This window comes from Nocardiopsis coralliicola (genome assembly GCF_054779695.1).
Map to the genome: position 1 here is coordinate 93,919 of NZ_BAAGXT010000003.1, position 12,526 is coordinate 106,444.

Annotated in this window: 13 protein-coding genes and 1 tRNA gene; 8 read left to right on the forward strand and 6 right to left on the reverse strand. The window is 71.1% G+C overall.

Annotated elements, in window-relative coordinates:
- Nucleotides 1-97: 97 nt before the first annotated feature.
- From orn to ACYVGT_RS03800, 3 genes are all read left to right on the forward strand, one after another.
- Nucleotides 98-718 carry an oligoribonuclease gene (orn, locus tag ACYVGT_RS03790; RefSeq protein WP_460854966.1) on the forward strand — a complete coding sequence of 207 codons (621 nt, stop codon included), beginning with the start codon at nt 98-100 and terminating at the stop codon, nt 716-718.
- Nucleotides 719-783: 65 nt separating this feature from the next.
- Nucleotides 784-859, forward strand: a tRNA-His gene (locus ACYVGT_RS03795).
- Between the two features lie 159 nt (nt 860-1,018).
- Nucleotides 1,019-1,693: a GOLPH3/VPS74 family protein gene (locus ACYVGT_RS03800; protein WP_460854967.1), complete on the forward strand. Its 675-nt coding sequence runs from the start codon at nt 1,019-1,021 to the stop codon at nt 1,691-1,693.
- A 58-nt stretch (nt 1,694-1,751) separates the two neighbouring features.
- Here ACYVGT_RS03800 and ACYVGT_RS03805 read toward each other — a convergent pair whose 3' ends face one another.
- Nucleotides 1,752-2,612 carry an alpha/beta fold hydrolase gene (locus ACYVGT_RS03805; protein ID WP_460854968.1) on the reverse strand — a complete coding sequence of 287 codons (861 nt, stop codon included), beginning with the start codon at nt 2,610-2,612 and terminating at the stop codon, nt 1,752-1,754.
- A 100-nt stretch (nt 2,613-2,712) separates the two neighbouring features.
- Between ACYVGT_RS03805 and ACYVGT_RS03810 the strand changes: the two genes are divergently transcribed.
- Nucleotides 2,713-3,210 carry a CGNR zinc finger domain-containing protein gene (locus ACYVGT_RS03810; protein ID WP_460854969.1) on the forward strand — a complete coding sequence of 166 codons (498 nt, stop codon included), beginning with the start codon at nt 2,713-2,715 and terminating at the stop codon, nt 3,208-3,210.
- A gap of 82 nt (nt 3,211-3,292) precedes the next feature.
- On the opposite strand, the gene ACYVGT_RS03815 is transcribed toward ACYVGT_RS03810, so the two are convergent.
- Together ACYVGT_RS03815 and ACYVGT_RS03820 are read right to left on the reverse strand one after the other, a co-directional pair.
- Nucleotides 3,293-4,435, reverse strand: coding sequence for a PrsW family glutamic-type intramembrane protease (locus ACYVGT_RS03815; protein WP_460854970.1), 1,143 nt, complete (start codon nt 4,433-4,435; stop codon nt 3,293-3,295).
- Nucleotides 4,428-4,982: a hypothetical protein gene (locus ACYVGT_RS03820; RefSeq protein WP_460854971.1), complete on the reverse strand. Its 555-nt coding sequence runs from the start codon at nt 4,980-4,982 to the stop codon at nt 4,428-4,430. Before ACYVGT_RS03820 ends, ACYVGT_RS03815 begins: the two co-directional genes overlap by 8 nt.
- 378 nt (nt 4,983-5,360) lie before the next feature.
- Between ACYVGT_RS03820 and ACYVGT_RS03825 the strand changes: the two genes are divergently transcribed.
- Entirely contained in the window at nt 5,361-5,783 is a 423-nt protein-coding gene (locus ACYVGT_RS03825; protein ID WP_460854973.1) for a DUF6188 family protein, read from the forward strand.
- Nucleotides 5,784-5,786: 3 nt separating this feature from the next.
- On the opposite strand, the gene ACYVGT_RS03830 is transcribed toward ACYVGT_RS03825, so the two are convergent.
- The 3 genes from ACYVGT_RS03830 to ACYVGT_RS03840 form a co-directional block, all read right to left on the reverse strand.
- On the reverse strand, nt 5,787-6,119 hold the full coding sequence (locus tag ACYVGT_RS03830; protein ID WP_460854974.1) for a hypothetical protein: 333 nt from the start codon (nt 6,117-6,119) through the stop codon (nt 5,787-5,789).
- Nucleotides 6,120-6,356: 237 nt separating this feature from the next.
- Complete coding sequence (locus tag ACYVGT_RS03835; RefSeq protein ID WP_460854975.1) at nt 6,357-6,512, reverse strand: hypothetical protein; 156 nt, start codon at nt 6,510-6,512, stop codon at nt 6,357-6,359.
- A 777-nt stretch (nt 6,513-7,289) separates the two neighbouring features.
- On the reverse strand, nt 7,290-7,862 hold the full coding sequence (locus tag ACYVGT_RS03840; RefSeq protein WP_460854976.1) for an ATP-binding protein: 573 nt from the start codon (nt 7,860-7,862) through the stop codon (nt 7,290-7,292).
- A 246-nt stretch (nt 7,863-8,108) separates the two neighbouring features.
- On the opposite strand from ACYVGT_RS03840, the gene ACYVGT_RS03845 reads away from it, so the two are divergent.
- From ACYVGT_RS03845 to ACYVGT_RS03855, 3 genes are read left to right on the forward strand one after another with little or no spacing between them, the layout of a single operon-like run.
- The gene (locus ACYVGT_RS03845) at nt 8,109-8,921 is read left to right on the forward strand and encodes a helix-turn-helix domain-containing protein (protein WP_460855128.1); all 813 of its coding nucleotides are present in this window, start codon (nt 8,109-8,111) and stop codon (nt 8,919-8,921) included.
- Nucleotides 8,921-9,163, forward strand: a complete 243-nt coding sequence (locus ACYVGT_RS03850) for a DUF397 domain-containing protein (protein ID WP_460854977.1) — start codon at nt 8,921-8,923, stop codon at nt 9,161-9,163. Before ACYVGT_RS03845 ends, ACYVGT_RS03850 begins: the two co-directional genes overlap by 1 nt.
- Before the next feature lie 51 nt (nt 9,164-9,214).
- Nucleotides 9,215-12,499 (forward strand): BTAD domain-containing putative transcriptional regulator, encoded by a 3,285-nt coding sequence (locus tag ACYVGT_RS03855; protein ID WP_460854978.1) that lies wholly within the window; start codon nt 9,215-9,217, stop codon nt 12,497-12,499.
- The last annotated feature ends 27 nt before the right edge of the window (nt 12,500-12,526 follow it).

Sequence of the window (12,526 nt, forward strand, 5' to 3'; positions counted from 1 at the left end):
CCCTCCGGCGCCGGTGCCGGCGCAGCACCCGCCAGGTTGGCCACCACCGGCCCCGGTACGGGGAGTCTGGGCCCCTGAGCGGAATAAGCTGGCCGGTATGAACGACTGCCTGGTGTGGATCGACTGCGAGATGACGGGGCTGGACCTCTCCAAAGACGCGCTGATCGAGGTCGCGTGTCTCATCACGGACGGCCAGCTCAACCAGCTCGATGAGGGGATCGAGGTGGTCATCAAGCCGCCGCAGCAGGCACTCGACCAGATGGGCGACTTCGTCACGAAGATGCACCGCGACTCCGGGCTCACCGACGTGCTCGACAAAGGGGTCTCGCTCGCGGAGGCCGAGCGCCTCGTCCTCGACCACATCAAGCGCTACGCCCCGGAGAAGACGCCGCTGTGCGGCAACTCCATCGCCACCGACCGCACGTTCATCGCCCGCGACATGCCCCAGCTCGACTCCTACCTGCACTACCGCATGGTGGACGTGTCCAGCATCAAGGAGCTCGTGCGCCGCTGGTACCCGCGGATCTACTTCAACAGCCCGCCCAAGCACGGCGGCCACCGCGCCCTCGCCGACATCTCGGAGAGCATCCAGGAGCTGCGCTACTACCGCGCCGCCGCCTTCGTCGCCCCGCCGGGCCCCGACACCTCCAGCGTCCAGTCCCTCGCCCGCTCCATCAGCGAGTCCGGTACCCCCGGCGCCACCCCGGCCGATAACTGATCGAAGCACTCCGCCGAGTCCGCTAGACTCATACCGGAACGCGGGAGCACACCTCCCGCCCCATGGTGGGTGTAGCTCAGCCGGTAGAGCACTTGGTTGTGGTCCAAGAAGTCGCGGGTTCAAGTCCCGTCACTCACCCCACCCCGAAGACCCCGGAGCCCAGAGCCCGGGGTCTTCTGCTGTGCACGGCGTGACGGGCGGCCGCCGGGGAGGGCTGGCGTCCGGGCCGCGTCCTGGGCAGGAGTGCGGTTCCGCCGCGCGGGGGATGTGGCCGGCAGGGTCGGGGCGTAGCGTCGAGGCATGCTGATCGTCGAAGAGTTGTATCTGCTGCTGACGAAGGCCGAGGGGACGCAGGAGCGGCCGGGCACCCCGCGTGCGTACGGTCTCGTTGCCGCGGTCGTGACCGACCTGATCGTCGCGGAGCGGGTGGCTCTCACCGAGGAGAAGCGGCCGCGGGTGATGGTGGCGCTCAACCAGGCGACCGGCCATCCGGTGCTCGACACCGCCCTGACGCTGATCGGACAGAAGGACGGCCGCCGGCTGGAGAGCCTGGTCACCTGGGGCAAGCTCGACCCGGAGGCGCAGGTGGTCGACTCCCTCGTACGCGCCGGTGTGCTGGAGATGGGCGACCGCACCTTCCTCGGCCTCGGGCGCCCCCGGACCCCCGAGGCGAACGCCGGCCCCGAGCAGATGCTCCGTGCGCGCCTGGCAGCGGTGCTCGCCGGCCAAGCCTGGCCGACTGCCGCCGACGCCACCCTGCTGTCGGTCCTGCAGGCGCTGGGGATCGCCCGGCCCATCCTCGCCGCGGAGTCGGGCGGGATGAAGGCGCGCGAGCTGAAGCACCGCATCAACGAGGTGGTGGCCGCCTCCCCCGCCGGCACGGCGGTGGAACGCGCCGTGCAGGCGATGAACACCGTCATCGTCACGGCCGCGATCATGCCGGCGATCGCGGCCGGCGGTGCAGCAGGAAGCTGACCGTCAACGGTGGCCGGCACCTTCCCGCCGGAGCCGGTTCCGGTAGCGTTCCGGGCGGTCAGACGCCCGCGCGCCACTCCCGGATGATGGCCGCAACGTCGTCCAAGTGGGACTCCAGGAGGAAGTGGCCGCCGTCGAGCAGTTCGATCCGGGCGTGCGGCGCGTCGCGGCGGAACGCAGTGGCGCCGGCGGGGCCGAAGATCTCGTCGTTCTTCCCCCAGACCGCCAGGACCGGGGTGCCGGAGGTGCGCAGCCACTCCTGGACCTGCGGGTACAGCGCGCGGTTGCTGGCGTAGTCGGCGAACAGGGCGAGCTGTGCGCGGTCGATACCGGGCCGGGCCATCAGGGCGATGTCGTGCTCCCAGGCATCGGGGGCGACCGTGGCCGCGTCGGGCACCCCGTGGGTGTACTGCCATTCGATCGCCGCGCGCCCGAGAGCGGGGCGGAGCGCCGCCTCGTTGGCGGCTGAGGGGTCGGCGCCGTACGCCCAGATCGGCGCCCAGAACTCCGGGACGAAGCCCTCCTCATAGGCGTTGCCGCTCTGCGAGACCACGCCCTTGACGGATTCCGGGTCCGCCAAGGCCAGCCGCCAGGCGATCGGAGCCCCGTAGTCCTGGACGTACACCGTGTACGTGGTGACCCCGGCGGCCTTGAGGAACGCAGCGGTGACGTCGGCGAGGACGTCGAAGGTGTAGGGGAAGTCCTCCGCCGAGGGGGCCGACGAGCGGCCGAATCCGATGTGGTCCGGGGCGATGACGCGGTACCGGTCGGCAAGGGCCGGAATGAGGTGCCGGAACATGTGCGAGCTGGTGGGGTAGCCGTGGAGCAGCAGCATCACGGGGGCGTTCCACGGCCCGGCCTCCCGGTAGAAGACCTCCAGGCCGTCGACGGACACGGTGCGGTGGCGGACAGTCGGCATGACTAACCCCTATAGCTAGTTTTATTGGTTAGCTGCACGCTAGCATGGGTTCCGCCGGCGAGCGCCGAGGCGATGTGGCGGACTGCGCGAAGGGGTGGCGATGGCCGAAGACGAAGACCTGCTGATAGCCGTGCTCAACAGCGCTCCGGTGGCCGACGGGGTGCGCACCGAGCAGCTCACCGGTTCGACCGGCGCAGAGCTCGCCAGCAGGTTCGGCGGCGCCGGCACCGAAGCCGAACTGCTGCATCTGCAGCGGACGCGCAATGCCCTGCAGAGCGTGATCCGCGAGGAAGGCCACGCTGCGGAACAGCTGGCCGAAGCCGTCAGCGGTGCGGCGCTGCTGCCGGAGGTCACCGGCGACGGCGTCGAGTGGCACCTCGATGCCCCTGCCGACCAGCTCCTCTCCGCTCGGACCGTGCTGGCGTGGTCGCGGGTCGTGGAGGAGCATCCGGGCCGCCTGCGCGCGTGCGCCAACACCGAGTGCAACCTCTTCCTCGTCGACCGCAGCCGGCCGGGCACAGCGAAGTGGTGCTCCATGGCCACCTGCGGCAACCGGATGAAGGCGCGCGCCCACAGCCGGCGCAGCCGGGCCTCCTGACCGACTCCGCCGGCCAGGACCTGAGGAGGCGCAGAGCCGGCGGACGGCTGCGCACCCGCGGTACGCCACCGGTCTGCACGGCTCAGTCCCGGGCCAGAAGGGCGCGGTCCTCGGCTGCGTCCACAAGGCGCTCCTGGAACTTCGCCAGAATCCCGCGGTCGGCCTTCGGAGCGGCACGGAGCATTCTGCGCCGGCCGCCCCGGCGTGCAAGGGCGGCTGCCTCACCGGGGTCCAGACCGGAGCTGCCCGCCTCGTCGGCAAGCGCCGCGCGCACGCGGCGGCGGAAGCAGTGGCGGAGCACGAAGTAGACGGCCGTCACCACCGCGAAGTTGAACAGGGCCTTGTACCCGACCCCCATGCCCGCGGTGAACACAGGGGCGTTCACGGACGTGTGCAGCACGATGGCGGCGAGCACCAGGAGCAGCGCGGTCGGCACGCGCCAGCCGTCGATCCGCCAGGCGTTGGCGGCCATCAGCCCGACCGCCGTTCCCGCGAGCGCCGAGAGCGCCCAGTGGGTGCCGACCCCGGTGAGCACCACCCGGAGGAGCACACTCCCCACCGCCGCGCCCATTCCGCCCACTCCTCCGCCGTCCACCACGGCCGTGATCGCGAAGTAGAAGTTCTCCGCGACCTGGAACCCCAACCCGACCAGGGCGCCGATCACGAACCCCTCGATCGGGCCCCGGAGCGCCCGCGCGAACGCGAGCGCGAGCAGCACGATCCCGGCGAGCTTGAACAGCTCCTCGGTGACCGGCCCGCGCAGCAGGACGCCCCACCCCTCGGCCGCGCGGCCGTTCAGGCCGGAGTTCGCCAGCAGGGCGTCGATCGCGTTGTTGGTGGGCAGTGCGAGACCGGTGGCGCCGAAGAGCCCCCAGGCCACCGCGGCCAGCGAAACCGCGGCCCCGGGCGGGCGCACCGGCCTGGCGCGGCGCAGCAGCCCGTAGCCGAGGAGGAGGGTGAGGGCGCACAGCCCGAATGCGGTCGCGGCAGCAGCGGGAAAGACGGCGGCGATGCCCGCCTCATCGATGGCCACGATGGTGAGGCCGCCCGCGCAGATGAGGCCGATGGCCGCCAGGGCAGCGCGCGCGGTAGCCGAACCTGCGGGCGGGTCAGCATCTGCTCGGACGGCCGTGGCGCCGTTCAGCGCTACGGCAGCCGGGCCGCGCGGGGTGGGGACCGCGGCGGTGTCCTCGGTGCGCGTGGACGCGCGGCGGTCTTTAGTCATGCGCCTTGCCCTTCGGGGTGAAGACCACTGCCGTGGCCGCCAGAGCGTCCGCTTCCCCGCCCAACCCCGCAGCCCCCTGTTCCGAGCTGATGAGCAGCTGCGCGGCCGAGGTGTGGGACGGCGAGGGGTAGATGACGGCCAGGTAGTCCCGTTCGCCGCCCGACGTGGCCCCCATCAGTCCCTGGACGCCCTGCTCCGACCGGACCGGCGCCGGTTCGGCCAGCCGGATTTCGCGGTCCCGTGTCCGCAACACGTCCCCCAGCCCCGCCCAGAGCTCCCGGGCATCGGCCCGCCGGTCTCCGGGCGGTTCCACCGACATGGCCTCCAGCCGGGTTCCCCCGCGCGTGAAGACCTTGCCGTCCGATGTGGCAGCCCTGCTGTGCAGCTCCTTCGACCACCCCTCCCCCGGCAGGCGGACCGATGTCCGGTACATGGGCCCATCGTCGATCTCCACCGCGCCGCCCCCGACCGCCTTCTCCCCCGGCAGCGCCGCACTGGCCACCTGCACTCCCCCGAACAGCAGAACCACCGCGGCCAGCGTCGCCATCAGCACCCCCCGCCGCCGCGCGGCCAGCGATCGCTCCCCTCGCGCAGGTCCCCCCATCCCCTCCCCCTCCGGCCAGGATCCTTAAGCCCCAGCAGACATTCACTGCAGGCGGATAGCGAGAAGACGCGCGTCCGTTGTGTTGATTTTTAGGGAGTTGGCGCCAGCGGGCCCAACAGTGGCCGACCCATCCGGGCACCCTCGGAGCCCCGAGGGCGGAAAGCCTTCTGACCGAGCCCAGTTTGTTCCGCACACCCTCCGCATCCGTGAGGGCATCGCCGCGGTAGGAGGCCGTGGTTTGATCGCAGTCCCCACTTCCCGCGGCCCGCCGAACGCCGCGTAGCGCGTGCCACGGCCGCGCAGCCAGTGAAACGGAGCACCATGGACCTCGGACTGCAGAACCGCACGGTGAACTCGATCGACCTGAGCTGGGCTGTGTGCGTCGGTGTGGAGGGCGACCTGCTTCTGACGGTGGAGACCCCGGCGGTGCTGCGCCTGCCCGATGGGGGCCGGATCGCCTTCGATCCAGTGGACAGGCACACGTGGGCCACCCAGTTGCACCGCCTTGTCGGCCAGCGAATTGCCGCCGCCGAGTACGGGTGTGACGGGACGCTCACCGTCGCGTTCTTCGCGGCGCCGCCCTCTCAAGCGGATGGGGACGACGTGAACAGCTCTGCCGAACTGCTGTTCACCCGCCTCACAGTGCCTGCAGACCCGGACTTCGAGGCGTGGGACCTCTCCGATGCGTCTGGTCCTCGCTATACCGCGATACCGGGCGGCGAAGTCGCCGTCTGGGGGCGGTGAAGGTCAGCTCAGGATGTACTGCTGGCGGGGCCCGGCCGGTTGCCCGCCTTCGCCATGCGGCCAGAGCGCCAGGAGGAGCGCGTCCGTGTCGCGGGCTTCGATCAGGCCGTGCGGGGTGGCGGCCCAGTAGGACTGGGTGGCTTCGCCGAAGTAGACGATGAGGTGCCGGTGGCGGCGCTGGATGGCGGCGGCGCGGGCGTGTTCGGCGGCGTACTCGGCACGGTGGCCGCCGAGGCGCGGCAGGGCGGCGGCGCGGTGCGTGCGGCAGGTGGAGTGCGCACAGTGCAGACAGGTGGGGCCTTCGGAACTGTCGGGCCTTCCGGGTCGAAGCGGCACCGGGGCCCAGGCGTGCTGGCCGGTCCGGGGCGGGGCGCGGTCGGGGAACTGGAGAGGGCACCGGGCGAGGGCTGTGTCCCCGCTGCAGAAGCCTGGGCGCAGCGGCCTGCCGGGCGGTAGTGTGCAGCATCAGATCCTCATTCGTTCTTGATCGTGTTCGGTGGGATTGGGGCCCGGGAAGCGTTGCCGCGCTTTCCGGGCCGTTTTCGTGTCGGAGACCTGACGGGTCAGTGCACGTCAGACGCTGCTCCACGCGCTTCCGGACAGGTCGAAGTCGAGCGCGAACCAGACGTTGCGGAAGTCTGCGCGGCCGTTGTCGCCCCACTCGCTGGCGAGGGAGTCGACCAGCGCGCTCACCGCCTGCAGATCGCCAGTGGCGCCGGGTCGGGACATGTCCCGTAGGAAGACATCGAGATCTGTGGGCTCCAGGGGATGGTCTCTGCTGCCAGGCATACCCGGACGGGACCGACCTCCAGAGGCCGCTGGCGGCCCAACCGGGCAGAACCGACGGGTTCAGTGCGACCGCGGGCCGAATACGCGGAACTGTGACCGCGCCGCCAGCACCAGAGCGGGGAGTCCCGCGTCTCAGAGGAAGCGGCTGTCGCACGCGCTGCGGCCTCTGTCCCTGCCCGGGATCTGATCGACACAACTGCAGCCCCACGAAAGGCACGCCATGCCAGAACATCCCCGCCACCCCGGCCAACCCGGCCCATACAGCCAGTACGGCCAGTACGGATACGGGCACCCAGGCCAGCACGGGCAGCCTGACCAGTATGGACAGTACGGGTACGGCCACAATCCGTACGGCAGCAACGGCTACCAGGCCGGGCATCACGGTGGCGCTGCCAACGTCCGACAGCCTCCCCCTGCGCAGTGGCAACAGCCTCCGGCACACGCAGACCACACCGCCTCAGCAGGCGTCCACCCCGACGCTGCCGGCGAAGCAACCAAGAAGAAGTCGCGCCCCCGCGGCACCACGCGAGCGATGCTCGGAGCCATCGGCGATTTCTTCCTCGAGCTCTGGACGGCCGTCGGGAAGGTCGGCGGTCTCATCGCCTCGTTGGTGAAGGACTGAACGCACCAGACCGGGCCGCCGCGATCACGAGGGGTTGTTCCTGCTGGTGGCCCCGCGCTCTCCCTGGCTGCGTCGCGGGTTAGGGACCGGCGCTGTCAGACACTGCCCCACGCGCTTCCGGACAGGTCGTAGTCGAGCGCGAACCAGACGCTGCGGAAGTCGGCGCGGCCGTTGTCGCCCCACTTGCTGGCGAGGGAGTCGACCAGCGCGAGCCCGCGCCCGGTCACGGCGTCGGCCGCGTCCCAGCCGGGGACGGGCGCGAAGTGCTTTGCTCCGGGCGATCCGTGGGGGCCGCTGCGCGGGCTGCCCCGGTCCCGGCAGGTCAGCCGGAGCCGGCTTGTGCTGCGGGTGACTTCGAGGGTGTAGCTGCCGCCGGGCTGCCCGGACCGGCTGTGCCGGATGGCGTTGGCGGCCAGTTCGGACCCGAGCAGGGTGAACAGATAGCGGTAGTCGCTGTCGCGGTCGGCGGCGCAGGTGTCCAGGAACGCGCGGGCCAGCGGCAGCAGCGCGGTGTCACCGGCGAAGTCGTACCGGCGGACGCGGTAGCGCGGGCGCTCGGCACGGCCGGAGAAGTAGTGGTGGAACAGCGGCCGGACGAAGCTGGTCAGCGGCACGGTCACGTGCTGGCGCTGCAGCACCGGCAGCCGCGCTTCAACGGTTTCGGGCATGGCGGACACACTCCTCGGCAGAGCAGGGGTGAGAGGGAGCCCGCCGGATCTCATTCAGTCGGCACAGCAGGGGCGGGCGACAGTAGCCTGGCTGGGATTCCTTCAGACTGTGACTGGCTACACATTCAAAGTAACTCGCAATCGTAAAGTTTTCAAGTCGACAACTCTATGTCTCCGATTTTTCGCTAAGGTGCCAGCATGACCGAATCCCGAAGTCCTACACTCCGACTTCGGCGCCTTGCGACAATGCTCCGCCGAGCCCGCGAGGCCACCGGACTCACCGCCAGCCAGGTAGGCACTCAGCTCCAATGGAGCTCGGGCAAAGTCACAAAAATGGAAACAACCGAGAGCAAGAGGATCAAACCGGATGATCTAGACAAACTGATGACCCTGTATAAGATCGACGACGCGGAGACGCGCGCGGCAATGCATGCGCTTGCCCGCGATGCGCGACTCCGCGGGTGGTGGTCGAAGTACAAGGATGTCTTCGAAGACCGAGCTCTTCCGGATTTCGAAGCTGAAGCATCTACAATCCGGACTTTCGAGTCGCAGATAATTCCGGGCCTTCTTCAAACGCCCACATATACAGAGTCTCTACTCAAAGGGGGCCGACTTGAAGACAGGAAGACCCTCGAAGCGAAAGCAGCGGCTCGCAGTCAGCGGAAATCAGTGCTCAACCCGCCGTCGCCAGCGCGCCTTCGAGCCGTCATCGAGGAGAGTGCGCTTCGCAGGCCGATCGGAGGGCCCGACACGCTCCGTGAGCAGCTGGCATATCTTCACTACATGGCACAGATTCCTACCATCGACATCCAGGTCATCCCCCGGAGCACGGGATCGCATGCTGGCTTCTGTGCACCATTCGCCATCCTCGAATTCCCAGACCCCATCGACCGTCCAATCGTTTACATCGATACAGCCTCCAACGGAATCTTCCTAGAGGACCCCGATGAGGTAGAAGCCCACGTATCAACTTTCGGTGACATCCAAGGGTCCGCGCTTAGCACCGCACAATCCGCAGACCTGATACTCGACATCATGAAGAATCTCGAAAGCCAGTGATGAACACCTCCCTCAATTTCAATAAGAGCAGCTACAGCGGGCACGCACAAAATTGCGTCGAGGTCGCCCACATCCCCACCGGCTTCCGCACCAGCACCTACAGCGGCGTCAACGGTGATTGCGTCGAAGTCGCCGACCTCCCCTGCGGCGCGACCGTCCGCGACTCCAAGCACCCCGACGCCGGCCACCTCCCCTTCCCCGCCCCCGAGTGGATCGCCTTCCTCCGCACAACCACCCAGTAACCCCCCCGACACATGACGGCCCGGCCGTATCCCGCTGCATAGACTGCCCCCATGCAGATCGAGGTGCTGGGGCCCATCCGTCTCAGTGCCGATGACGGCTCGGTAGTCGAGGTGGCCGAGCGGCAGCTGCGGCTGCTGCTCGCCTCGCTCGTGGCGGCGGATGGGGAGCCGGTCTCCGCGAGCACGCTGGTGGACCGGCTGTGGGACCGCGAGGCGCCGGCCAATCCGCGGAAGGTGCTGCAGGCCAAGCTGTCCCGGCTGCGCACCGCGTTGGACGAGGCGCAGCCGGGCGCCCGCGCACTGCTGGAGCACACACCCGCCGGGTACCGGCTCGCCCTCCAGCCCGGCGAACTCGACGCGGCCCGCTTCGCCGGTGCCGTGGCACGTACTCGGGCGATGGCCCCGTCCACGGAGAAGACCGAAGCGCTCGCCGGCGCACTGGACCTGTGGCGCGGCGAACCCTTCGGCGACGCGGCCGAGGAGATCTGGCTGCAGCCGGCCGTCACCGCACTGCACGACGGGCGCATCGATGCGCTGGAGGCCCTGGTCGAAGCGCTCGTGGAACGGGGCGACCCGCACACGGCGCTCAGCGTGGTGGGCGGCACCGTCGAGGACTGCGCCGCACGCGACGGGCGCGAGGGGCTGGTGGGCTCCACCATGCTGGCGCTCTACCAGGTCGGCCGCCAGCACGAGGCACTGGAGCTGTTCGAGCGGGTGCGCCGGCGGCTTGCGGACGAGCTCGGCGTCGATCCGAGCCCGCACACCCGCGAGCTGCACGGCCGGATCCTGCGCCAGGACCCCGAGCTGGCGGTCCCTGCGACCAGACCCGCCGAACCGGTGCCGGCACCCGACCCCCCGCTGCGGCGGTCGAACCTGCCCGCGCAGGCGGGTCCCCTGATCGGACGCGCACACGAGAGCGGCCAGCTCGCGGAGCAAGTGGCCGGAGCGCGCCTCACCACGGTGACCGGGATCGGCGGCGTCGGCAAGACCCGCCTGGCGCTGCACGTGGCGCACGAGCACGCGTCGGGGTTCGAGCGCGGCACCTGGTTCATCGACCTGGCCGAGCTGGCCGCGGCCCCGCAGGACGGGCCGGCTTCAGCCGCACGCGTCGCCACCCTGGCGGTGAACGCGCTCGGCCTGCCCGACCGCTCCCCGCAGACGGACATGTTCGACCGCCTCAGCGAAGCGCTGGGGTCGCGGCCGTCCCTGCTGGTGCTGGACAACTGCGAGCACGTGATCGCCGAAGCGGCCGCCTTCACCGCCGAGCTCCTCCGCCGCGCGCCCGAGGCCAAGGTGCTGGCCACCAGCCGGGAACCGCTCGGGCTCGCCGAGGAGCAGCGCTCCCCCCTCGGCACCCTGCCGACCGAGCCGGCCGCGGGCGAGGACTGCAGCGAAGCGGTCTCCTTCTTCCTCGCCCGCGCTCAGGCCAGCGATCCGCACTTCCAGCTGGACGTTGAAACCGCCGAAGACGTCGCCGAGCTGTGCCGGCGGCTGGACGGCCTTCCGCTGGCCCTGGAGCTGGCGGCCAGCCGCGTCCGCGGCCTCTCCGTCCGCGACCTGCTCGACCGGCTCAGCGAGCGGTTGAACCTGCTGCGCCGCCCCGGCCATGCGGCGCCGCGGCGCCAGCAGACCCTGCGCGCCATGATCGACTGGAGCTGGTCGCTCCTGGACGGGGCCGAACGCGCTGTGCTGCGCCGGCTCGCCGTGCATCCGGGGACCGTCGGCCTGGAGGCCGCCGAGGCGGTCTGCGGCGGTCCGGTCGACCCCGCGGTTGCGGCGCCGGCGGAGCCGGAGCAGGTGGCCGACGTCCTGGCCGGACTGGTCGACCGCAGCCTGGTCACCACCTCGCGCGCCGCCGGCGCCGTGCGGTACGGACTGCTCGAATCCATCGCGACCTACGCGGCCGAGAAGCTCGCCGACGCCGGTGAACGCGACGCGGCCGCCCACCGGCACCTGACCTTCTATCTCGCCCTGGCCCACCGCGCCAACCAGGAGCTCCGCGGCCCGGGACAGCGGCACTGGCTGCCGCGCATGGAAGCCGAGCACGCGCAGCTGCAGCACGCCTTCTGCGAAGCGGTCCGCCGCTGCGACGGAGGCGCCGCGGTGCGGATGGCGGTGGCGACCTTCTGGTTCCACTGGATCAGCGGGCACCACACCCGCCTGGGCGAGCGCCTGGAGACCGCGGCCCGCCTCCCCGGCCCGCGGGACGACCACCGCGCCACCGCCGCGACGCTCGCCGCCGCGATGGGGCTCGCGGCCCGTCCCGACCACGCCGACCAGCAGGTGACCGAGGAACTGAAGCCGTTCCAGGACCCGGGCGCCCGAGCCCGCGCCCAGTGGTTCGCGGGCACGTCGATGCTGGCCTCCGGGCTCCGCGAGGCCGGCAACCGCCACGTGGACCAGGCGGTCGGAACGCTGCTGGCCACCGGGCAGGACTGGGACGCCGCCATCGCCGCGAGCCAGCGGGACTGGTTTGCCATGACCCAGTGGGACGCCGCCGCGCAGGGCCTGCCCGGCGGCCGGGACCCCGCGGCGATCATCCGCGCCTCGGGCGACGGCTACGGCATGTCGCAGGTCTTGGCCGTCGACTACTGCGCCGCGGAGGCCCGCGGCGACCATCGGGAGGCGGCCCGCACCGCCGAGCGCGCCTTGGAGCTCTGCCTGGACCTGTCGCTGCGGGCCGAAGCGAGCTACTGGTTCACCACCACCGCGATCGCGATGCTGCGCACCGGCGATGCAGACGGCGCGGCCGACCGCCTGGCCGAAGCCCGCGTCTTCGCCAGCGGCATCGGCGACGAGGGCGGCGTGCGCTTCGCCGGCTTCGGCGCCGCCATGGTGGCGCGCTACCGGGGGGAACTGCGTTCGGCGCGCACACTGCTGGAGAGCTGGCTCGCCCACGCCCAGCCCCCGCCCGCCACGGAGGCGGCGGAGGCGCCGGCGAACACCGCAACCCTGTTCGAGCAGGGCTTCCTGGCAGCGCAGGAGGGCGACCCGGCCGGAGCCCGGGACGCCATCGAGCGGCTCCGTTCTCCCGTCCGCCAGACCGCCCGGCCGCCCGCGATCGCGCGGCTGCTGGAGCTGGCGGCCGCCTTCCGCGCTGGCCGCGGCGACGCCCTGTTCGCCGCAGAGCTGCTGGGGACCGCCGCAGCGGTGCGCTCCCAAGCACAGATCGAACCCTCCGCGCCCGAGCACGCCGACCTCCAGCGCGTCAAGGAGCAGCTGGCCGCGCGGCTGTCCGACTCCGAGCGGGCCGACGCCGCTGCACGCGGACGCTCCGCCGCCCCGCTCGATCAGCTGGAAGCGGCCACCGGCACCGCGTCCGCGGCGCCCGGGTGATCCGCCGGGCCGGCTCGGATACGGCCA